General features: G+C 76.4%; 11 protein-coding genes. 9 read left to right on the forward strand and 2 right to left on the reverse strand.

Annotated features, from left to right (window positions below; genetic code table 11):
* The first annotated feature begins 29 nt into the window (after positions 1-29).
* From ACZ5GH_RS28520 to ACZ5GH_RS28545, 6 genes are all read left to right on the forward strand, one after another.
* Entirely contained in the window at positions 30-887 is an 858-nt protein-coding gene (locus ACZ5GH_RS28520; protein WP_387757578.1) for a DUF4132 domain-containing protein, read from the forward strand.
* Entirely contained in the window at positions 884-5,983 is a 5,100-nt protein-coding gene (locus tag ACZ5GH_RS28525; protein ID WP_464335670.1) for a hypothetical protein, read from the forward strand. The genes ACZ5GH_RS28520 and ACZ5GH_RS28525 overlap by 4 nt, the downstream gene beginning before the upstream one ends.
* Positions 5,980-7,146: an ATP-binding protein gene (locus ACZ5GH_RS28530; protein ID WP_464335671.1), complete on the forward strand. Its 1,167-nt coding sequence runs from the start codon at positions 5,980-5,982 to the stop codon at positions 7,144-7,146. Before ACZ5GH_RS28525 ends, ACZ5GH_RS28530 begins: the two co-directional genes overlap by 4 nt.
* 4 nt (positions 7,147-7,150) lie before the next feature.
* On the forward strand, positions 7,151-10,900 hold the full coding sequence (locus ACZ5GH_RS28535) for a DUF5682 family protein (RefSeq protein ID WP_464335672.1): 3,750 nt from the start codon (positions 7,151-7,153) through the stop codon (positions 10,898-10,900).
* On the forward strand, positions 10,897-12,918 hold the full coding sequence (locus tag ACZ5GH_RS28540) for a hypothetical protein (RefSeq protein ID WP_464335673.1): 2,022 nt from the start codon (positions 10,897-10,899) through the stop codon (positions 12,916-12,918). Before ACZ5GH_RS28535 ends, ACZ5GH_RS28540 begins: the two co-directional genes overlap by 4 nt.
* 160 nt (positions 12,919-13,078) lie before the next feature.
* Complete coding sequence (locus tag ACZ5GH_RS28545) at positions 13,079-13,537, forward strand: MarR family winged helix-turn-helix transcriptional regulator (protein WP_387757586.1); 459 nt, start codon at positions 13,079-13,081, stop codon at positions 13,535-13,537.
* Between the two features lie 79 nt (positions 13,538-13,616).
* On the opposite strand, the gene ACZ5GH_RS28550 is transcribed toward ACZ5GH_RS28545, so the two are convergent.
* Complete coding sequence (locus ACZ5GH_RS28550) at positions 13,617-15,374, reverse strand: sensor histidine kinase (protein WP_464335674.1); 1,758 nt, start codon at positions 15,372-15,374, stop codon at positions 13,617-13,619.
* Positions 15,375-15,773: 399 nt separating this feature from the next.
* Positions 15,774-17,051 carry an acyl-CoA dehydrogenase family protein gene (locus ACZ5GH_RS28555; RefSeq protein WP_464335675.1) on the reverse strand — a complete coding sequence of 426 codons (1,278 nt, stop codon included), beginning with the start codon at positions 17,049-17,051 and terminating at the stop codon, positions 15,774-15,776.
* Between the two features lie 411 nt (positions 17,052-17,462).
* Between ACZ5GH_RS28555 and ACZ5GH_RS28560 the strand changes: the two genes are divergently transcribed.
* The 3 genes from ACZ5GH_RS28560 to ACZ5GH_RS28570 all read left to right on the forward strand — a co-directional run bounded on the left by ACZ5GH_RS28560 (position 17,463) and on the right by ACZ5GH_RS28570 (position 23,214).
* A complete protein-coding gene (locus ACZ5GH_RS28560; RefSeq protein WP_464335676.1) occupies positions 17,463-18,536 on the forward strand; it encodes a GAF domain-containing protein in 1,074 nt (357 codons plus the stop codon).
* Positions 18,537-18,815: 279 nt separating this feature from the next.
* Entirely contained in the window at positions 18,816-20,468 is a 1,653-nt protein-coding gene (locus ACZ5GH_RS28565; RefSeq protein ID WP_464336885.1) for a lipase maturation factor family protein, read from the forward strand.
* Positions 20,469-20,742: 274 nt separating this feature from the next.
* The gene (locus tag ACZ5GH_RS28570; protein WP_464335677.1) at positions 20,743-23,214 is read left to right on the forward strand and encodes a hypothetical protein; all 2,472 of its coding nucleotides are present in this window, start codon (positions 20,743-20,745) and stop codon (positions 23,212-23,214) included.
* The last annotated feature ends 2 nt before the right edge of the window (positions 23,215-23,216 follow it).

The raw sequence follows: 23,216 nt of genomic DNA on the forward strand, positions 1-23,216 counted from the left end.
GGTGTTTCCCCGGTGGGAGGAGTACGGCCGTGGCATGGGTGGAGACGGGCGCGGGAGGGTACCGCGTCGCGCTCGACGGGGAGGGCAGGGTGGTGTGCCGCAACGCGGCGGGCCGCGACCTCAAGTCCGTACCGTCGAAGCTCGGTGACGACCCGGTGGTCACCCAGCTCAAGCAGCTGGCCGAGTGGCTGGCCGCGCACGAGCGGGGTTGCCGACAGGACGTCGAGCGCTGGATGGTCCGCTCGCTGCCGGTGCCCGCCGCCGTGCTCACCGCGGTGTGGCCGGACGAGGCCTGGCAGGGCGTCCTGAAGGACCTCGTGGTCACCGCCACCGACGGTTCCGTGGCCGGCTTCCTGCGCGGCGCCGACGCCGAGCGCGGCCTCGGCCTGGTCGACCTGGACGGCGACACCGTGCGCCTCACCGACGGCGAGGTGCTGATACCGCACCCGGTCCTGCTCCAGGACCTCGACGAGCTGCGCGAGTTCGCCGTCGAGCTCGGCGTCTCCCAGCGCGTCCAGCAGCTCTACCGCGAGGTCTGGCACCGGCCGGCGGAGCTGCCGGCCGACACCGAGGTCACCACCTACGCCGGCGGCCGCTACCGGGAGCTGCGCGAGCTGCTCGGGCGCTGCACCAGGCTCGGCTGCCGGGTCCGCGGCGGCTTCGCCGTCCAGCCCGTCACCGAGGGCGGCCGCACCGTCGAGGCCCGGGTCTGGGCCGGCGACTACTACGAGTACGACGAGTGCGAGACCGGCGCGCTCAGCTGGGCCGGCCCCGACGGCCGCGCCCTGCCGCTCACCGAGGTCGGGCCGGTCGCCTGGTCCGAGGGCATGCGGATGGCCGCCGCCCTGTACGCGGGCCGCACCATCCAGGGGGAGGAAGCCGAATGACCGCCACCACGAACTCGACCGCCGTCGCGAACTCGACCGCCACGGCGAACCCGGCCGCCGTCACGCCCGAGGAGCTGCTCGACGCCGGAGCCGTGCTCCCGTCCGGCACCCTGTCCGACGTCGGCCGCCCCGACAGCGGCGCCGACGTGCTCACCGCCCGCAGCTACGCCCACCCCGCGCTCGACGGCCGCCGGATCGTCCGGCTCGTCCCCGGCGCGCTCGGCCCCGCCGAGGACCTCGCCCTCGACTTCCTCGGCCTGGCGCCGCAGGCCGCACCCGCCGAGGTCGGCCAGGTCCGCCAGGAGGCGCTCGGCTTCCCCGCCTGGGCGCTGGTCCACGACCCGGCCAACGGCCACCACGCCCTCGCCCTGGTCAAGGAGATGGAGCGGCTCGCCCGCCAGGCCACCTCCAAGCCCGGCGCCGCCAAGGACGGCTTCGACGAGCTCGCCACCCGCCTCGGCCGGGCCGTCCCGCACTTCCTGCCCACCTTCTGCGAGGAGGTCGGCCGGATCTTCCTCCGCCACGAGAACCAGACCTACGCCGCCGCCTGGTTCGGCAAGGCCCGCGAGGCCGAGCGCACCCACGGCCTGACGGTGGACGAGGAGCGGCTGCGCGCCGTCTTCCTGGAGTTCGCCCTGGCCGGCGCGCTCACCGTCAAGTCCCTGCGCCAGTACGTCAAGGAGCTCGCCCAGCGGCTCGACCCGCTGACCGCCTGGCAGCGCTTCCGCCAGCTGTGCACCGAGCGTTCCGCGGCCGGCATGGCCCCGTACGCCGGGATCGCCGAGGACGCCCGCGCCCTGATCAAGGCCGCCGGGCTGGACCGCACCGAGCACGAACGGGCGCTGCTCGCCGAGCTGCTGGACTCCCCGGCGGTCAACCGGGCCCCCGCCGCGTTCTGGAAGTCCTGGCACGGCGCGCTGGTCGAGCTCGGCCGCAGCGACGCGGCCGTACGCACCCGACTGCTGGAACTCCTGCCCGACCCGGCCTCCGCCGACCCGGGCCCGCACGACACCGCCTGGCTGGCGGTCCTCGCCGAGACCGGCGCCGAGGCCCTGCTCACCGGCCCCCGCCCCGAGGGCGCCGAACCCGCCGCCGCCTGGCTCCAGCGCTGGTGCCACCACCACGGCCGCGGCTGGCGCAGCCGGCGGCCCAGCTGCCCGGACACCATCGCGCTGGCCGGCCGGATGGTCGAGCGGCTGAAGGCCGACGCCGTCCCGGTGGACCTCCACACCGGCATCCGCGCCAGCCGGACCAGGATCGACCTGCTGGACCTCCTGCTGACCGCGGGCGTGCCGGTGGCCGACCCGCCGGAGGGCCTCGGCTTCGAGCTGCAGGACTGGGTCGCGGAGTGCGGCCCCGACAGCCCCACGCTCGCCGCCGTCGGTGCCGACGAGCGCTACCGGCCGCTGCTGCGCCGCGCCACCCCGGCCGCCTGGACGACGGCCGCCAAGCGCGAGGTGCCGGCCCTGCCGCTGCTGAACGAACTGTTCGCCGAGTGGGCCGAGGAACGCGCCGAGGAGCTGTTCGCCGCCCGCGGCCTGACCGGCGCCATCGACCTGGTCCGCTCGTTCGGCCAGCACCGCACCGCCGTCCGGACGGTCGCGCCGGCCGTCGCCGACCGGGTCGCCGCCCTCGACGTCGCCGCGCTGCTCACCGACGCCCTCCGGGCCGGCATCCTGGACGAACTCGGCTGGCCCGCGCTGGAGGAGGCGCTCGGCAAGCTCGCCGACCCGCCCGCCGACGACGCCCCGCAGCACCCCGTCCCCAGCCTGGGGGGCGCCGGCCTGAACGGCCTGATCATCGAGGACGCCTGGCCGCACCTGATCCTCGCCCGCCTCGACCGGGCCGTCGTGGTCGGCCCGGAGGGCATCGCGCTGGAGCACACCCTGCGCGTGCCCGAGCCGCAGCACCAGCGCAACCGGCCCAGGCTGCGCCTGGTCGACGGCGAGCTGCTGGTCGTCTGGTACCAGGACGGCAAGCAGCTCGCGTACTGGTCCAGCCGCCCGGACGAGCAGTTCGAGCTGGCGGGCGAGACCATCGCCGGCTACTACTACCGCGACCGGGAGCCCGAGGCGCCGTCCCTCCAGCTGCCCGGCGGCGGCCGCACCACCGGCGAGCGACCGCTGCACGCCGGCGACACCCGGATGCCCGAGGAGCACCGCGTCCTCGGCGACGGCACCGGCTACTGGACGGCGCGCCGCACCTCCGGCGGCGAGGCCGTGCTGCGTGAACTCGACCCGGCCACCGGCACCCTGGGCCGCACCGCCGAGCCGCCGGTGATCGCCGCCACCGCCGCGGCCGGCCGGCTGGTCCACCGCAGCACCTGGCTGCTGCCGCTCCAGCCCGGTCTGGAGGGGACACCGCTGGGCACCGACGGCACCGTGCTCGGCAACTGGGTCCGGGTCGATCCCGGCAGGGCCGTCACCACCTTCACCGCCGACGGCGGGCGCATCGTGCTGCCGCCGGCCGCGCAGCGGACGGGCTCCTTCCCGGTCGGCCGGCTCGCCCTGCCCGGCGCGGCCTCCCCGGTGGTCGGCCACACCTCCGGCGGTCACTTCTCGCTCAACCTGCCCGACCTCGCCGGCGACGCCGACCGCACGGTCGACCTGCGCCCCTGCCACTCCGGTGAACTCTCCGCCGCCGGCACCCCGCTCGTCCCGCCGTACCCGCACTGGCACGCGCTGCGCCCGCGCGACGAGACGGGCTCGAAGGCACTGCGCACCGTCACCGCCGAGCAGGCCGCCCGGCTGATCGACGCCGCCTGGCCGACCGACACCGAGCCGGTGCCCGAGGACGAGCAGTGCTGGCTCACCGTCCAGGGCGTGCGCCGTCCGCTCGCCCGGCGCAGCCCGCGCACCCTGCCCGTCCAGGAGGTCGGCGCGATCCTGCCCGGGATCGCGCACCCGCGGCTGCTGGCCGGCGTCGCCGGACTCGCCCGTCTCGCCGCCCAGCTGCTGGACCGGGTCGCCCGGTTCGCCCCCCAGCCGGAGGCCGAGCGCCCGAGCAAGGAGCAGGACACCGAGTGGCAGCCCGAGCACGGGCGCGACCACGAACTGCGCGACGCCGTGCGCGCGGTGCTGCCCGAGATCGGCGGCTTCGGCAACAACTGGGGCTCCGGCGACCACTGGTGGGTGCTCAACAACCTGCGCGCCGTCACCGGTGTGCTGGCCGCCCCGCCCTCCGCCGACGGCGAGGGCTGGAGCAGCCCCGCCGCCGTCACCCTGCACAACGGCGACGCCAGTCACGGCTGGCTGCGCCTGCTCGGCCGGGTCCACGCGCTGGCCCACGCGCTGGCCTCGCCGTTCACCGACCCCGCCCACCGCTCCTCGCTGGCCCTGCTGCTCGGCGAGCTGACCAGCGGCCCGCTGGCCGACCGCGGCGCCACGCTGCGCGAGATCGTCCTCGCCGAGCAGGCCCCGGAGCCCGCGAACACCACCAGCGGCCGGCCGGTCGTCCGCCGCCAGGGCCAGGTGCTGCGGCACGGCGGGCGCACCGTCGTCATCCTCGGCCACCAGCGGCAGTTCACCGACGGCACCGTGCACTGGCTCGCCGTCGACCACGACCCGAGCGGGGAGTTCGGGCCCGTCGCCCACTTCACCACGGTCGAGGAGCGCGGCACCGAGGAGGTGGTCGACGCCGCCTGGATCGCCACGTTCCAGCAGGTCGCCGCACTGCGCGGCGCCGTGCCGTGGGACGGCGCCCGGGCCGAGGCCTTCAACGGGCTCACCGGCATCGGCACCGCCCGCTCCGCCCTGCTGCTCGGCCCGCCGTCCGGCCTGCTGTACTGGATGGACGTCCCCGTTCCCGCCGAACTCGAGCTCAAGTCGGGCGAGTTCAAGGCGGCCAGGCAGTGGCTGCGGCGGCACGACCACGACGGCCTCGCCGCCGTCTGGGGCGCCCTGCTGCCCGCCGACCCGAAGACCCTGTGGAGCGACGGGCCGGACGTCGCCGCCGGCGCCGAGGAGTGGATCCGCCGCTTCGGGCGGCTCGTCACCCTCCCCGAGGAGGCGCTGGCCACCGTCCAGGGCGTGTCCATCGACACGGTCGAGGCGGTGCTCAACCCCGCCCACACCCCGTGGCTGACCGGCCGCACCGGCTTCCGGCTCACCGAGGTGGGCGAGGCCGGCCCGCGGCTGGTCCCCGAGGACGCCTCCGCCGTCCCCGACACCGGCGCGCTGAGCTCCACCATCGCCGCGCTGCGCTGGCTCGCCTACCACCTGCCCGCCGACAGCCCACTGCGTCCGCTGCTGCCCACGGCCGCCGACGCGCTGCGCGACCGCCTGGCCGATCCGGAGCTGCTGCTCGACCTCGACCTGATGCGCACCGCCAAGGGCGCCTCGCTGTCCGCCGTCCTGCGCACCCACTTCGGCCTGCCCGCCGAGGGCGGCGCCGACCGGGACGGCCTGGTCCGCTGCGGACCGGCGCTCGTCCTGACGCCGTACCACGAGGAGGCCGAGCGGGTCTGGCTGCGTCCCGCCGCCCTCACCGGACCGGACGACCCGCTGCTCGAACTGCTGGAGGGGCTGTCCAGCAGCTACTGGTTCCCGGCCGAACGGCGGGCCGTCGAGTCCGTGCTGCGCGGGGAGCCGCAGCGGCTGGCCGCCTCCGCCGCCGCGGTGCCGGCCCCCGCTGAGGGCCCGGCCTGGCTGCAGAACCCGCAGCTGTCCGTCCCCGAGCTGGTCGCCGAGGTGTCCCGCACCCACGGCCTGGGCGAGGACGCGGCCGCGCTCTACCTCCAGCTGCTCGCCCTGCCCGACCCGACCGACCGCAACGCCGCCCGCTGGACGGGCTGGAAGCCCGCCCGGCTGAAGAAGGCCCGCGCCGAACTCGCCGCCACCGGCCTGGTGCTGGAGGCCAAGCGCGCCCGGGCCGGCCGCGGCCTCTTCCTGCCCGGCGGCTGGCAGGAGGCCAAGGCCCCCGGGCTGCCGGCCGAGACCTGGAAGGCCGCCCTGTACGAACTGCCCACCCACCGGCCCGCGCTGGTCACCCTGCCCGTCCCCGAGCTGTTCGCCCGGGCCTGGCAGCGGACCGTCGACGGCGACGCCCCCGGTTACGAAGAGCTCCAGACCAGCAAGCGCAGGAAGGCCCGCCGATGACCGCCGACCAGACCACCACCGGAGCGACCACCACGGTCGCCGCCGCGGACCGGCAGACCGTCCCGCCGGAGGAGAAGTACGCCGCCGAACTGGAGTTCCTGGCCGCCCACGACAGCGGCCCGCGCCCGCCCGGCTGGCGCCTGACCCCGCGCGCCGTGGTCACCTTCGTGATGGGCAGCGGCGGCGAGAAGCTCAAGGCCGGGCGCAAGGGCCTGGTCATCGAGCCGAAGTTCGTCGGCGAGCGCGCCCTGGTCGAGCGCTGCGTCGTCACCCTCGCCGGGGAGCGCGGCCTGCTGCTCGTCGGCGAGCCCGGCACCGCCAAGTCCATGCTCTCCGAACTGCTCGCCGCCGCCGTCTGCGGCAGCAGCGCGCTCACCGTCCAGGGCACCGCCGGCACCACCGAGGACCAGCTCAAGTACGGCTGGAACTACGCCCTGCTGCTCGCCAAGGGGCCGAGCCGCGAGGCCCTCGTCCCCTCGCCGGTGCTCACCGCGATGACCACCGGCGCGGTCGCCCGGGTCGAGGAGGTCACCCGCTGCCTGCCCGAGGTGCAGGACGCCCTGGTCTCGCTGCTCTCGGAACGGCGCATCGCCGTCCCCGAGCTGGCCGGCACCCCGGACGGGCAGCTGCACGCCGCGGCCGGCTTCACCCTGATCGCCACCGCCAACCTGCGGGACAAGGGCGTCAGCGAGATGTCCGCGGCGCTCAAGCGGCGGTTCAACTTCGAGACGGTCGGCCCGATCGGCAGCCTCGCCGCCGAGGTCGAGCTGGTCCGCCGCCAGTCCACCGCCGCCGTGGCCAGGGCCGGCGCCGCCTACGCGGTGGACGACGCCGTCCTGGAGGCCCTGGTCACCGCCTTCCGCGACCTGCGCACCGGCCGCTCCACCGAAGGCTGGGACGTCGAACGCCCGTCCACCGTGATGAGCACCGCCGAGGCGGTCTCTGTCGCCACCTCGCTCGGCGTCAGCGCCGCCTACCTGCCCGACGGCGGGGACCTGCTCGGCCGGCTGCCCGGCCAGCTCCTCGGCGTGGTCCGCAAGGACGAGCCGGCCGACGCGGCCCGGCTGCTCGGCTACTGGGACGGCCCGGTCCGCCGCCGCGCCGAGCAGGGCGCCGCCACCTGGCGCACCCTGTGGGACCTCCGCTCGGCACTGGAGGCCTGATCCGATGAGCAGCGCGGAGATCCCCCGCCCGGACGGCGCGGACCGCGCGGTCCGGGCCGAGGCCGACCGGCTGGCCGCCTCCGGCACCGGCCGCCCCGGCCCGCACCTGATCGGTGTGCGCCACCACGCGCCGTCCCTCAGCGCGGTGGTCCCCGCGCTGCTCGACGCGGCCCGGCCGGACGCCGTCCTGGTCGAGCTGCCCGCCGAGTTCCAGCCCTGGCTCGGCTGGCTCGCCGACGAGGCGACCGAGGCCCCGGTCGCCCTCGCCGCGGCCCCGGCCGGGCCCGAGGAGGCGGCCGGGCCCGCCTTCTACCCGTTCGCCGACTTCTCCCCGGAACTCGCCGCCCTGCGCTGGGCCCGGCGCAACGGGGTGGAGGCCATCGCCTGCGACCTCCCGCTCGCCCACCGCGCCACCCGCGCGGGGGACCGGCCCACCGGCGGACGCCCGGGCGCACCGGGTGTCGCCGACGCGCTGCGCCACCGCCTCACCGGCCGCGGCTCCGACGAGGACCTGTGGGACCGCCTGGTCGAGACGGCCGCCCCCGGCTCCACCCCGGAGGCCGTCCGGCGCGCCGCGCTGCTGGTCGGTTGGGCGCTGCGCCGGGACGCCGAGACGGGCCCCGGCGTCGACCCGTACGACCTGCGTCGCGAGGCCTGGATGCGGGCCCGCATCCGGGCCGCCTCGGCCGGTGGGCGGCGGGTCGCCGCCGTGATCGGCGCCTTCCACGCCCCCGCCCTGCTGGACGGCCCGCTCGCCGCCGAGGAGCCGCCGCACCCGGACGACCCCGGCCACGTGCTGTCCCTCATCCCGTACACCTACCCGCTGCTCGACGCCCGCTCCGGCTACCCGGCGGGCATCCGGGACCCGGAGTGGCAGCACACCGTCCTGGACGCCGGCGGCGACCCCGAACGCCTCGCCGAGGCGCTCACCACCACCGCCGTGCGGATCTGCGCCGCCCTGCGCGCCCAGGACCACCCCAGCGGCCCGGCCGACGCCCGCGAGATCGTCCGCCTGGCCGGAGACCTCGCCCGGCTGCGCGGCCACGCCGCCCCCGGCCGCGGCGAACTCGTCGAAGCGGTGCAGACCGTCCTCGCCCAGGGCGAACCCCTCGGCCGGGGCCGGGCCGTCGCCCGTGCCCTCGAACAGGTCCTGGTCGGTACCCGCACCGGCCGCCCCACCCCCGCCGCCCCGCGCAGCGGGCTCGCCCCCGCCGTCGAGACCCTCCTCGCCGGCCTCGGACTCCCCGGCCCCGCCGACCCGGGCCCGCGCGACCTGCGCCTCGACCCGCTGCGCAGCGACCTCGACCGCCGCCGCGAGGTCCTGCTGCACCGCCTCACCGTCTGCGAGGTGCCCTACGCCGAACCCGTCGCCACCACCGGCGCCGGCGGCACCGAGACCGTCGGCACCCGCTGGCGCCTGCACTGGACGCCCGCCACCGCCGCCATGCTCACCGTCGCCGGCACCCGCGGCGTCACCCCCGCCCAGGCCGCCGAAGGCGCCCTGCGCACCCGCCTCACCGACGAACCGACCCCGCGCGAGATCGTCGACGGTCTCACCGCCGCCGCCTCCTGCGCCCTCCCGGCCCTCGCGGAGACCCGACTCACCCAGCTCACCACCGACCTCCCCGCCTCCGCCACCCTCCCCGAATTCCTCGACGCCCTGGCGCTGGTCGACCGGCTGACCGCGGGCCACTTCCCCGGCTACGCACCGGAGGCTGCGGCGACGGACGCCGCCTCCCCGGCCGGTGCCGACCCGGCAGCGGCCGGGGAGGCGGTGCCGGGCGGGGCGGGCGCCGACGGCCTCCACGCCTCCTCCGGCGACCCTGCGGCGGGGAGCGGTCCCGGCCCGCTCCCCGGGCCCACGGGCGGCGGGGCCCGCCTCGCCGCCGCAGGCGAGCTGCTCACCGTCGCCGCCGTGCGGCAGTTGGAGGGCCTGGGCGGGTCGGACGACCCGCAGGACGCCCGGGCGCTGGTGGAGCTGGTGCGCAGGGCGGACCGGCTCGGTGGAGTGCGGCTGGCCCACGTGCTGACCGGACTCGCCGAGCAGGGGAGCCCGTTGGTGCGGGGCGCGGCCGGTGCGGTGCGGGTGCTGCTCGGTCAGGAGCCGGCCGAGGTGCTGGGCGGCCGGGCCGCCTCGTGGGTGGACGGCGCGACCGGCCCGGAGGCGCGGCACGCGCTCGGGCGGGCGCTGGTCGGCCTGCTGACGGCTGCCGAGGGGCTGTTCGACTCCGCGCCGCAGGCGCTGGAACCGGTGCTGGAGCGGGTCACCTCGCTGCCCGACGACGCCTTCCTGGACCGGCTGCCCGCGCTGCGCGGCGGCTTCGACACGCTCAGCCCGGCCGCCCGCGACCGGCTGCTGGCCCTGGTCGAGGAGCGCCTGGGCACCCGGCTCGCGGCCCTGCCCGAGGAGGCCGGCCCCGCCGCGCTCGCCGGCTGGGTGCGCGCGGACCTCGCGGCGCGTGCGGCACTCGCCCGTCGCGGCCTCCTGCCCTCGGAGCTCTCGGAACCCCCGGCGTCCGTGGAACTCCCGGCGTCCGTGGAACTCCCGGCGTCCGTGGAACTCCCGGCGTCCGTGGAGTCTTCGGCCGTCGCACCGGTCCCCACGGCCCCGGAGCGGCTCCCCGCCACGACCGCCCAGCCCCTCGCCCTCGCCCCCGCCGAGCGCTGGCGGCTGCTCCTCGGCCGCCGCGGCAACGGGGGCCTGACCGGTCGCAGTGCCCGGCTCGCCACCGCGCTGGACGAGTTGTACGGTAGCGGCCACGGCGAGGGCTCCGGCCCGGGCCTGGACAGCCGGGGCGGCAAGGGCGGCCGCGAAGCCCCGTACCCCGGTGTACGGGAGTGGGCCGAGGAGCTGGAGTCGCTGTTCGGCCCCGGCGTGCGCGAGGAGGTACTGGCCGCCGCCGTCGCGCAGGGCCGCACCGACGTCCTGGAGGCCATCGACCCGGCCGCCGTCCGCCCGTCCGTCGACCTGCTGCGCACCGTGCTGGACCACGCGGGCGGCCTGCCCGAGGCCCGGGTGGCCCGGCTGCGCCCGCTGGTGCGGCGCCTGGTGGACGAGCTGAGCCGGGAGCTGGCCACCCGGCTGCGCCCGGCACTGACCGGGATCGCCGTCCCGCGCCCCTCGCGCCGCCCGGGCGGCGGGCTGGACCTGGACCGGACCATCCGGGCCAACCTCGCCACCGCCCGCCCCGGGCCGGACGGCGGCACCCTGATCGTGCCCGAGCGTCCGGTCTTCCGGACCAGGGCGCGGCAGGCCAACGACTGGCGGTTGATCCTGGTCGTGGACGTCTCCGGGTCGATGGAGGCCTCCACGGTGTGGGCCGCGCTGACGGCCTCGATCCTGGCCGGGGTGCCCTCGCTGAGCACCCACTTCGTCGCCTTCTCCACCGAGGTCCTGGACCTCACGGAACGGGTGGACGATCCGCTGAGCCTGCTGCTGGAGGTGAGCGTCGGCGGCGGCACCAGCATCGCGCGCGGGCTGCGCTACGCGCGGAGCCTGGTGACGGTGCCGTCCCGCACGCTGATCGCGGTGGTCAGCGACTTCGAGGAGGGCGGGCCGGTCGGCGGGCTGCTGGCCCAGACCCGGGCCCTGGTGGACTCCGGGGTGCACCTGCTCGGCTGCGCGGCGCTGGACGACACCGGGACGGCCCGCTACTCGAAGGCGGTCGCGGGCCAACTGGTCGCGGCCGGAATGCCCGTGGCGGCGTTGAGCCCGCTGGAACTGGCCCGCTGGGTGGGGGAGAAGGTGCGATGAGCGTGACGGCGCGGACGAGTGACTGGCCGGGCGTGCGGCCCGAGGTGGTCGCCGAGGTGGTGGCCGGGCTGAGCGCCCGGTTGCAGAAGCGGCTGGACGCCGCGGCGGCGAAGCTGGCGGAGCGGCCGGTGGCCCGGGAGGGCGACGAGTGGCGGGTGGAGGTGGACGAGGAGACGGTGCTCGTGCTGCACGCCCCGGGCGGGGTGGTCGCCGGGGAGGTCGACGTCCGCTGCGGCTGTCTGCTTGCCCCGGCCTGTGTGCACCGGGCCGCCGCCGTCACCCTCTGCCCGCTCGCCGAGGCCGGTGCCGAGCCCGAGGCCGGGTCAGGGCCCGGTCCTGAGCCCGAGCCCGGGAGCGGCACCGGCGGCGGTGCCGACGGCGCCCCCGGGGCGGTGGCCGCGGAAGGCCGGGAAGGAGCCCCGGGAACCCCCGGGGAGCCGGCCGACCAGTCGGCCGCCGTCCCCCTCACCGCCGCCGAACTCGCCGCCGTCCGCCACCTGCACGGGGCCGCGGCCGCCGTGCTGGCCGCCGGGGTGAGCGGGGCCGGTGCCGTCTCCCAGGCCGAACTGCTGCGCGCCGCCCACCGGGCGCGCCTCGCGGGCCTGTACCGCCCGGCCGCGGCTGCGGTCACCGTCGCGACCCGGATCCGGGCAGCGCGTTCCGGGGCGCCCGACCACCGCCTGGTGGACCTGGTGGCCGGCCTGCGCGAACTGCTCGGCCTCACCACCGCGCTGGCCACCGGCGCCGCCCCGGTCGCCGAGCTGCGCGGCACCGCGCGCCAGGCCTACCGGGAGGAGGGCGGTCTGCGGCTCCACGGCCTGTTCGCCGAGCCGGTGCTGACGGCCACCCACGCGGGCGCGGTCAGCTGGGCGGTGGACGCCACCGGGCGCCTCAGCTCGATCGCCGAGGTGATGCCGCACGACGACGCGGCGGCCGCCGCCCGGCAGGCGGTCGGGGCGGGCAACCGGACGCTCCGGCTGGGCGACGCCGCGCTCAGCCACCGCGAGTTCAGCCGCGCCGGGCTGGCCGTCCAGGGCGCGACCAGGTCCACCGGCGGCCGACTGGGGGCCGGCGCCTCGGTGCGGGCGGTCCGCGCGGCGGGCGCGGCGTGGACGGCGGATCCGGTCGCCCGGCTCTGGAGTCAACCGGCAGCCGCCCAGGTGGCCCGGGCACTCGCGGCGCAGGAGCTGCCGTACGAGAGCCGCCCGGCCGGGAGCGACCTGCTGTTCCTGGACGTCACGCTGCTGGGTACCGCCCCCACCGGTCCGGGCGGGACGCCGCAGCTGCTGGCGCGTTGTACGACGGGCGGCCCGGCAGACGGCTCGGCGCAGGGCGCTGCCGGCGGCCCGGTGATCGTCCTGCGCCCGGCGCACGAGCACCCCGACCTGCCGTTCCGGGCGAACCTCGCGCTGCTCGCCACCGCGCCCGGCCTACGGCTGCGGGTGATCGGCCGGCTGGAGCGCGCGGACCGCCCGGAGCTGCACCTGCTCGCGGTCGGCGCACCCCCGGACGACCCCGGCCCGCTCACCCTGCCCGCGGACCGGGCCGGCCGGGTCAACCTCGGCCTCGAACGCCTCCAGACCGCCGACCTCGCGGGGCCCGCGACTGCCTGGCCCGCGACCGCCCCGCCCACCGGGCCCGGCCGGACGGACCGGCCTGCGGACCAACCTGCCGACGAGCGGGCGGACCAGCCGACGGCCCCGGCGCCGTACGGCCCGCCCGTCCATGTGCTCGGCCGCCGGGTCGAGCAGGCGGTCACCACCGGTCGGCACGCCCTCGCCCCGAGCGAGGCCTCGGCGGCGGCCGACCGCGCCCTGCTGCGCGCCGCCGGACTGGCCACCGCCGCGGAACTCCTCGACGGTCTGCGGGCCGCCGCGGCCAACCGGCGGCGCGACGTCTTCGGCCGGGTCGTCACGGACGACCACGAGGCCTTCGCCACCGCCTGGCTGGCCGCGGCCTCCTACACCGAGGAGCTGGCCACGGCGCTGTGCGCGGCGGCCTGGTCCGGGGAGGGGTGAACCGCCGAGGTATAAGGCGAACTATTTGCACAGTCCGATATTCCGCGCCTACTGGCATACTTGTCGTAGATCGAGGACACCGGACGAGACCTGGCACACGACCTCGTCCGGCACACGGCACGACACGGCACGATCAGCGCGACGGAAGGGTGGGCGAGTCATGGGAATCCGCGACGATGCGGCCGAGATCCGGGCTCGCGGCTGGCGGACGCTCGCCGCGCTGCACGGGATGATCGACACCGCGCTGGAGAAGGCGCTGCAGGCCGAGTTCAAGCTCTCGGTGGTCGAGTACACGGTGCTGGAGGCGCTCTCCCGTCAGGACGGCTGGCACATGCGGATGCAGCAGCTGGCCCGGGCGGCGGCGCTGAGCAGCAGCGCGACCACCCGGTTGGTGAGCCGCCTGGAGGACCGCGGCCTGCTCAGCCGCTTCCTCTGTGTGGACGACCGGCGCGGCATCTACACCGAGTTGACGCCCGAGGGCCGGGACCTGCTGACGGCCGCCCGCCCGGTGCACGACGCCGCCCTGGAGGCGACGCTGGCCGAGGCCACCGACGTCCCCGAGCTGGCCCCGCTGGTGGAATCGCTCGGTGAGCTCCACCCGGTCCACGCCAAGGCCTGAGGCCCCGCGACAAGGCCTGCCGCCCCGTACCAAGGCCTGAACCCCGCGGCGAGGGCCGAAGCCGACGCCCGCCGCGTCGTCACTTCGGCTCCTCGGCCTCCCGGGCGGCGGGGGCTTCAGCGGGGGCCTGCTGCGGGGCGGAGGGCGCGCCCGGCCCGGCGTCGGGGGCCCGCTGCGGCAGGACCGGAAGCGCGCGCGGCCGGCCGTCCGGGCCGTCGCCGGGCGTTCCCGCGGCGCGACCGCCCACCGCGGGGCCGCCCGACAGGTCGTACACGCGCGGCAGCACGGGCCGGGGTACGACCACGGCGCCGGGCAGTCCGGGGATCTCGGCGCCCACCGCCAGGCCCCCGTTGACGGGTGCCTCAGCGCGGACGGCACCCCCGTCGCCCACAGCGCCCGTCCCCACAGCGCCCGTACCGGCGCCCGCCCCCGCGCCGTCCGCGGTGTACGGGACGGCCGGAGCCCCCGGGGCGCCGAAGGGCCCCGGAGCCCCCTGGCCCCCGCCCGGCAGTCCACCGACCCCGCCGGCCGCCCCGCCGGACGGCACCGGCCCGAGGCCATCGGGCCCTGCCCCCGCCCCGGGGCCGGCCCCGTCCCTGTCCCCACCCCCCGCCGCCTGCTGACCGTCGGCCGCCGGAGCCCGGGTGATCCGGGCACCCGACGGCAGCCCGGGCACGGCGGCCGACTGCCCGGGCGCCGCGGCCGGCTGCCGGGCCTGCTCCAGCAGCGCCGAGGGCACCAGCACCACGGCCCGGGTGCCGCCGTACGGGGACGGCCCCAGGGTGACCTTGACGTCGTGCCGGGCGGCCAGTCGCGCGACGACGAACAGGCCGAGCCGCAGGTCGTCGCCGAGCGCGGAGACGTCCAGCTCGGGCGGGTGGGCCAGGTACTCGTTGAGCCGCCGGTACTCCTCCTCGGTCATGCCGAGCCCGCGGTCCTCGACCTCCACCGACAGGCCCTCGGAGACCTCCTGCGCGGAGACCTGCACCTGGGCGTACGGCGGGGAGAAGGTCGTGCCGTTCTCGATCAGTTCGGCGACCAGGTGGATGACGTCGGCGACGGCCTGCCCGCCGAGCGAGACGCGCGGCACGCCCCGGACGACGACCCGGGAGTAGCTCTCGGTCTCCGAGACGGCGCTGCGCAGCACGTTGACCACGGGTACGGCGGTGCGCCAGCGCCGGGCGGGCAGGGCGCCGCCGAGGATGACCAGGTTCTCGGCGTTGCGCCGCATCCGGGTGGCCAGGTGGTCGACCGCGAACAGTTCGCGCAGCAGCTCCGGGTCCTCGTGCTCGCGTTCCAGCGCATCCAGCATGCTGATCTGCCGGTGGATCAGGATCTGGGTGCGCCGGGCGATGTTGAGGAAGACCTTCTTCGTCCCCTCTCGGCCCTGGGCCTGGTGGACGATGGCGGCGACCGCGGCCTGGCGGACGGCGGCGAGGCCCTCGGAGGCCTGCTGGACGTCGTCGCCGGTCCGCCGGGACGGCGCCCAGACGGGCGGGACGGGCACCTGTTCCCCGGCGCGCAGCCGTTCGACCACCTCGGGGATCTCCCGCTGGGCGAGCGCGAAGGTGTCGGCCCGTAGGTCGGACAGCCGCGCGGACAGCGTCCAGGCGGTCCGGAGGCCGCGGACCAGGCTGATCAGCAGCACCAGGGCGACGGCCGCGCTGCCGGCCAGCAGCTCGGTGCGCTGTCCGGACCCGCGCAGCAGGTAGAGGGCGTACCCCCAGGCGGCGGCGAGGCCCAGGCCGGGGACCAGGACGAGGGCGAGGAGCGGGCGGCGGAGGGAGCCGGACCGGCCGGCGCGGTGGCCCGTGCGAGGGCCCGATATGCCTGGCATCTGATTCCTTGCTGCAGGGCCGAGCCGAGGGACCGGGCCGCCGGTCGCGGACCGGTGGGGTCCGGGCGGCGGGTCGACCCCGTACGGCGCGGCCGGGCTTCAGGGAGTCGAGGCCGGGACTGCCGGAGCCGGTGGCGTACTGCCACCGGGCCCGGCGGGGGTGCAGCGCGACCGCCGACGCCACGGAACGCTATCAGCCCGTGGTGTCGGCGCCGCAACCTCAACTGGCCCTGGACGAAGGGATGATGGAGTGGGGGCGGAGTGCGGGGCGAATCGTTCGACGGCGCAACGCCGCAGCTCACGGCCCGCGGCCGGTCCGGTCCGACGGTCCCCGGCGGCCGGGGGCGGCCGCTGGGGGATCCGTCGGGAACGGGTCAAGTGCCGCTCCGGCGGGCGGGCTCAGCCCGCCAGTGGCATCGGCAGCACCCGCCCGCCCCGCCCCGGCGGTTCCTCCGCCGGGGCGTCCCGCTGGGCGGCGAGTTCGCTCCAGGCCCAGCTGGTCAGGTCGGAGAGCTCCGCCGACCACTGCTTGCCGTACGTGCCCGAGGCGACCTGCCCGAGCCGCAGCCGCTGGACGTCCGAGGTGCCGGCCGGCGGGTAGACGTGGGTGGCGTCCCGCAGGTAGCGCTCGATGCCGAACTCGGGCTGGAGGCCGCGGGCGGCGTGGATCTCCATGGCGTTGCGCGCGGAGTCCAGTGCGTACTCGGTGTTGATCAGCTTGGCGTTCATCAGCTCGGCGTCGCAGGCGCGGCCGTGGTCGAGCAGGTGGGAGGCGTGGTACGCGGCCAGCCTGGCGGTCATCAACCGTGACTGCATCTCACCCAACTTCAGCATGATGTTCGGGAGTTGGTTGATCGGCTGGCCGTACAGGACGCGCCCCTCGGCGAACCGGACGGTGTCCTCGACGATCGCGGTGTGGATGCCGAGCGCGACGGCGGCGAGGTTGATCCGGCCGTAGAGGGTGGAGGAGGAGTAGGCGACGTCCAGCCCCTGCCCCTCCCGGCCGAGCCGGTTGCCGACCGGGACGCGGCAGTCCTCCAGGAGGATCTCGCCGAAGCTGAAGCCGTGCAGCCCGCTCTGCGACCCGGGGGAGCCGGTGCGGAACCCGGGGCGGTCGCTCTCCACCAGGAAGGCGGACAGGCCCCGGCTGCCCTGGCCGGTGCGCAGGACCACGCCGTGCACGTCCCCGATGTGGGAGTTGCCGACGAACCACTTGCGGCCGTTGAGCACGTACTCGTCGCCGTCGCGCACCGCGGTGCCGGTCATCCCGAGCACGTGCCCGCCGGACTCCGGCTCGGTGACGGCGATGGTCGGCAGGCACTCCCCGGAGGCGAACTTCGGCAGCCACTTGCGGCGTTGGGCCTGGGAGCCGTAGTGGAGGACCTTGGCCACGCCCAGCTGGGAGGCCTGCGCGATCGAGCCCGCGGCTCCGCTGACCCGGGCCAGCTCCTCGATGATCACGGTCTTGGCGACGTGCCCCAGGCCGAGGCCGCCGAACTCCCGCGGGATCGTCACGCCGATCCAGCCCTGGCGGGCGATCTCCCGGGCCAGCTCGAACTCGATCTTCCGCTCGGCCTCCATCCTGGACACCCGCGGACGCACCTCCTTCTCCGCGAAGTCACGGACCTCGGCGCGAAGGTCCTCGTGACGGTCGTCGGTGAAGTAGTCCATCGCCATGCTCCGGTCCTCTCGATGCGGGTGGTGCCGTGCCTCCGTCCGTGCCGTCGATGCCGCTCCGGCGACCCCCACGGGGGGCGGTGGGGGTGCGGGAGTGTCGGCCGGTCGCCCCGGTGCGATCGGCGCACGCGTCACCGGGCGGCGTCCAGGCGACGGGCACCGTCCGTGTCTTCGGCAGGGCTCATTGTTGTATGGGGCACCGGGGCATCCCAGAGTCGATCTTGGATTGGCGTGATTCGGCCCGTCCTCGCGCCGAGGGGTTTCGCCCGGGCCCCGGACGGGAATCGATCAGCGCTTCGTGACCGACCGTCGACCGGTCGTTCACGTGCGGTTTTGACTGGCCATCGGCAAGGCTGAGGAACGGTCGATCGGGACCGCCCGGCCGTTCTGATGTCTGGTTACATGTGCGCCATGACTGATGTGATGAGCACTCAAGGCCAGTTCCCGGGTGCCTCCGGGGAGTCCGCGCGAACCCGCAGGCTGCGCGGCCTTGGGCTCAACGACCCGTCCGCGGACGAGGCCTTCGACCGCTTCGCCCACCTGGCAGCCAGTATCACGCGCGCCCCCATCGCGATGGTCAACTTCATCAATGACGAGCGCCAGATGTTCCGGGGGCTCTACATTCCGCCAAGTTCGGCCGACACCAAGTCCGAGGACGGATCGTCCTGGGCGGACCGCGGCATCGCCTTCGACCTTCCCACCCGCGAGATGCCGCTGAGCCACGGCTTCTGCCCGCACGTGGTCGCCCAGCGCTCCCCGCTCGCCCTCGACGACATCCTCGCCTACCCCCGCTTCGCCGGGAACCCGGTGGTGGACGAACTCGGGGTCCGCGCCTACCTCGGCGCCCCGCTCGTCGACGACACCAACACCGTCATCGGCACCGTCTGCGTCCTCGACCGGGAACCCCGGCAGTGGGGGCGCGAACGGCTGCGCGACATCCAGCACCTCGCCGAGGCACTGCTCTCCGAGATCCGGCTGCGCGACAGCCTGCTCGCCCAGCGCCAGGAGATGTTCGCCGCCTTCGATGGCTCGCCGTTCCCCATCATGCTCACCGAGGGCCCGGGCCAGGAGATCCGGTACGCCAACGCCCAGCACGCCGACACCTTCGGCGCCCCGACGGCGTACGGGACGATCGGCGCCGCGTACCCCCAGCTCGGCGCGGCGGGCCTCGAACAGGCCGTCGTGGAGGCGTACCACACCGGTCGCACCGCCGTCCTCGACGACGTCCGGCTCCAGTCCGCCCGACCGGACGCCCAGCGCGGCCGACAGGTCTTCAGCTTCACCTGCACCCCGCTGCGGGCCGCGCTCACCGGCCGGATCAACGGCGTCCTCACCGTCGGCATGGACATCACCGCCCGGTCCCGCACCGAGGAGGAGCTCGGCACCCTGGCCGCCCTGCTCGTCGACCGGCTCCAGCAGAGCGGCGCCTCCGTGCCCGGCCGCTCGGCCATCACCGGCGAGGCCGGCCCCGGCCTGCCCGGCTGAACCCGGCCGACCGGTGCGGACCCGTTCCCCGCCGTGGCGGGGTGCCTCTCACCCCCGTGGAGAGGACCCCGCCACGGTGCCGTCCGGGGCCGGGAGTTCGCCGGGCGTCGCTCGACGGGGCTGCCACCGGCTTCCCGCCACCGGCTTCGCTCGGGCGTCTTCCGGCGTCCGTTCCGGAGCCCGCCGGGCCCGCGGCCCGGGCCGAGCGGGTGAACCGTCCGCCCGCCGCCGCCCCGACCGGGCCCGCGCCCGGGGTGCCGGATGGTAGGCATGGGCCGCATGGACTGGTTCGCCGCCCCCGACTACTGGCTGAGCCGGCTGCTCGTCCAACGCCTGCTCGCCGCGCTCTTCCTGATCGGATTCCTGGCCGCCGCCGCGCAGTTCCGCGCGCTGATCGGCACCGACGGCATGCTGCCGGTGCCCCGGTTCACCGACCGGGTCCCGTTCCGTCGGTCACCCGGCCTGTTCCACCTCCACTACAGCGACCGGTTCTTCGCCGCCGTCGCCTGGAGCGGCGCCGCCCTCGCCGCCGCCGTGGCGGCCGGGCTGGGCGACGCCGTCCCGCTCTGGGCGTCGATCCTGCTGTGGGTGGTGCTCTGGGGCCTCTACCTCTCCATCGTCAACGTCGGGCAGACCTGGTACTCCTTCGGCTGGGAGTCGCTGCTGCTCGAATCCGGCTTCCTCGCCGCCTTCCTGGGCAACGCCGACACCGCCCCGCCCGCCCCGGTGCTGTGGCTGATGCGCTGGCTGGCCTTCCGGGTCGAGTTCGGCGCCGGGCTGATCAAGCTGCGCGGCGACAGCTGCTGGCGCGACCTGACCTGCCTCCGGTACCACCACGAGACCCAGCCGATGCCCGGACCGCTCAGCTGGTTCTTCCACCACCTGCCCGCCCCGCTGCACCGGGTGGAGGCGGCCGTCAATCACGTCGTCCAACTCGTCGTACCGGTGGCCCTGCTGCTGCCGCAGCCGGTCGCCGGCTACGCGGCCTGCGCCGTCATTGCCACCCAGCTCTGGCTGGTCGCCTCCGGCAACTTCGCCTGGCTCAACTGGCTGACCATCGTCCTCGCCCTCGCCGCCGTACAGCCGGCCCGCCTCGGCCTGCCCGTCCACGCCCGCGCGTACCCCGGCGCCCCGGTCTGGTACGAGGCGCTGGTGATCGTGCTGACCGCCGCCGTCGTGGTGCTCAGCTACTGGCCGGTGCGCAACATGGTCTCCCGCGGCCAGGCCATGAACCGCTCCTTCAACCGGCTGCACCTCGTCAACACCTACGGCGCCTTCGGCAGCGTCAACCGGCTCCGCCAGGAGGTGGTGGTCGAGGGCACCGACGAGGCCGTGCTCACCCCGCACACCGTCTGGCGCGAGTACGGCTTCAAGGGCAAGCCCGGTGACGTGCGCCGGCTCCCGCGCCAGTTCGCGCCCTACCACCTGCGGCTCGACTGGCTGATGTGGTTCGCCGGCATCTCGCCCGCCTACGCCCGCCCCTGGTTCCTGCCCTTCGTCGCCCGCCTGCTGTCCGGCGACCGGGCCACCCTGCGCCTGCTGCGCCACAACCCCTTCCCGGACGCCCCGCCGACCCACGTCCGGGCGACCCTCTACCTCTACCGGTTCACCGATTGGCGCGAACTGCGGGAAACCGGCGCGTGGTGGCACCGCACCGCGCTCGGCGGGTACCTCGCGCCGGTCGATCTGCGCGCCCTCGGTCGGGCCGGGTTCCGGCCGCCGCTCGGCGGACGGGGCCAGGGGCGGGCCCGTGGCGTGCGGGAGGTGCCGCTGGAACGGTTCCGGCGGCGGGACGGTCTGTCGGGCGAACGCCCCGATCGTCCAGACCGGCCTGGCCGTCCCGATCGCCCTGACCGCCCCGACCGGCCTGGCCGCCGGCCCGACCGTCGGCGCGGTCCGTCCGATGGAGGGCGGCACGGGGAGCCGCGGTGAGGAGCCGTGAGCAGCGAGGACACCCGTCCGGAGCACCGCGGGACCACCCGGGCGGACCGCCCGGGTGGCGGCCAGGCGGGCGGTATGGCACACGACACCCGCCGTTCGGGGCGGTGGGTGCGTGCAAGGCTCGAACGGGCACCCGTATTCTGGGCGTCCACACCGGCAGCCCGACCGCGCGCCCCCCAGCCCCGTCCCAGGGGCGATCCCGCGCAACCGGTCCGCCGCCCCCTCGCCGCCAGCCCCGCCGTCGTCGCCCAGAACCGGACCTCACATGACAGTGCTTCACTCGCGCAACGCCGACGCAGCCGACCCGGCGGACGTCGCCGACGCCGCAGACGTCAAGGACCCCCAGGACGCCGCAGCGGAGCCCGACCTCCGCGAGGACCTCGGCCGCTACGCCGAGCTCGGGGCCTTCACGCTCACCGCCGAGACCCATGCCTGGTACGCGGCCGTCGACACCGTCGCCACCCCCGAGGACGCCCGCGCCGCGTCCACGGCCCTCGCCGAACTGCGCGGCAGCGACCTCCAGCAGACCTGGGAGGCCGTCACCGCCCTCGCCGCCGACGCCAAGCTGGACGAGCCCGACACCGTCGCCAAGACCGCGCTGCTGGTGGAGATGCTCCAGCGGGTGCACCGCACCTCCGCGACCCTCTTCCCCGCCGCGTACGACGCCGACCTCGGCGCCCTCGCCGCCGCCACCGCCGACAGCGCCTGGCGCCGGGAGAACGGCGTCAAGCTCTCCTGGCTGCGCGGTCGCTCGCTGCGCAAGCAGGCCGTCGCGCTCGCCACCGACCGCCGCATCCGCCGTGAGGACCTGCACGAGGCCCTCACCTCCGCCGAGATCGAGCGTCGCGCCTGGGCCGCCCTCGCCCCGGTCGGCACCCTCCCGCGGGTGCCCTCCGACGGCGCGCTGGTCGACCGCACCGCCCAGGCCTTCGAGGCGATCAACACCGGCCTGCGCGGCCTCGCCCGCCTGCTGCCCGACCACGACCTGGACGGGCTGCCCTTCGCCGAGCTGATCGACCTGGTCGAGCGGCTCGCCGCCGACGAGGGCACCCTCTACCGCCTGCCCACCATCCGCAGCCTGCGCGCCGCCCTGGAAGAGGCCGGCCTCGCCGACCTGCTCGCCGAACTCGCCGCCGCCAAGGCCGACCGCCGCGCCGCCGAGGCCGCGTACACCGCTCGCCAGGCGCTGGCCGCCGGCCAGCGGGACGGGCTCGCGGAGGCCTCCGCTGTTGTCGAGGAGACGGCGGTCGAGGAGCCGAGTGCCGAGGAGGCTGCCGAGGCTGAGGTCGCGGCTGAGGTGGAGGTCGCCGCTGAGACCGCCGTCGAGGCCGGTGCCGAGGAAGCTGTGGCCGAGGAGACCGAGGCCGACGAGACGGCCGACCTGGCCGACGCCGAGGCGGCTGCCCTGCAGGCGCTGGCCGGTGGTCAGCGGGCCGGACTCGTGGAGGAGGCCCCGGCTCCGGTGACGGCTCCGGTCGGGGAGACGGACGAGGCCGCTGCGGAGACTGTGGCCGCCGAGACCGAGGCCGAGGCCGGGACTGAGGGCGAGACGGAGACCGAGGCTGAGGCCGAGGTCGAAGCGGAGCCGGGTACCGCTGCCGACGAGCCGTCGGCGGCGCAGGCTGAGGAGGAGGCCCCGGCCGCTGTGGTCACCCTCCCGGCGCCCTCCCCGGCGGCCGACGACCTGGTGGCCGCCGCGACCGCCGCTCTGGCCGAGCCCGAGGCTGCGGACGAGACGACGGCGGAGGAAGAGCCGGAGGCCGTTCCGGTCGCCGAGGCCGCTGAGGTCGAGGAGACCGTCGCCGAGGTTTCGGTCGAGGAGCCGACTGCCGAGGCAGACGAGCCCGTGGCTGAGCCTGGGGCTGCGGACGAGACGACGGCGGAGGAAGAGCCGGAGGCCGTTCCGGTCGCCGAGGCCGCTGAGGTCGAGGAGACCGTCGCCGAGGTTTCGGTCGAGGAGCCGACTGCCGAGGCAGACGAGCCCGTGGCTGAGCCTGAGGCTGCGGCCGCGCCGGTGGGCGAGACCGAGACCGAACCCGAGGCCGTCACGGTGGAGCCCGCTGCCGAGGAGCCGGCCGCTGAGGCTGCCGAGCCTGCCGTCGAGGTCGAGCCGGTCGCCGAGATCGAGCCTGCGGCCCTGGTAGCAGCGGCGGTTGAGGCCGAGGTCGCCGAGGAGCCTGTCGAGGTCGAGGAACCGGCTGCCGAGGCCGAGGCCGAGACCGGGCCTGAGGCCGAGGTCGCGGAGGAGGCTGCCGAGGCCGAGCCGGTCGCCGAGGCCGGGCCTGAGGCTGAACCCGTCGTCGAGGAGCCCGCTGCCCAGCCCGAGACCGAGGCCGTCGCCGTCGAGGTGACGGAGCCGGTGGTCGAGGCCGAGGCAGCCGTGGAGGCGCCTGCGGTCGAGATCGAGGAGCCCTCCGTCGAGCCCGAGCCCGAGCCCGAGCCTGAGGCCGCGACCGAGCCCGAGCCCGAGCCCGAGCCTGAGGCTGCTGCCGAGGCCCCCGCCGCTGAGCCGGAGGCCGACGCCCGTCCCGCGAAGCCGGACTTCACGCCCGGTCGCCCGGTGACGGCCTACTCCGCCGACGAGCTGCTCTCCGTCGTGCGGTGGGTGGACGGCGACGGTGTCGAGCGGAACGACGAGGAGTTGCTGCGGGCGGCGATGAAGGAGCTGGGCTTCGCCCGCCTCGGCCCCCGGATCAAGGAGGCGCTGGGCGCCGCCGTGGCCGCCGCGCGCGGCTGACG

The organism is Kitasatospora sp. Xyl93 (assembly GCF_055383135.1).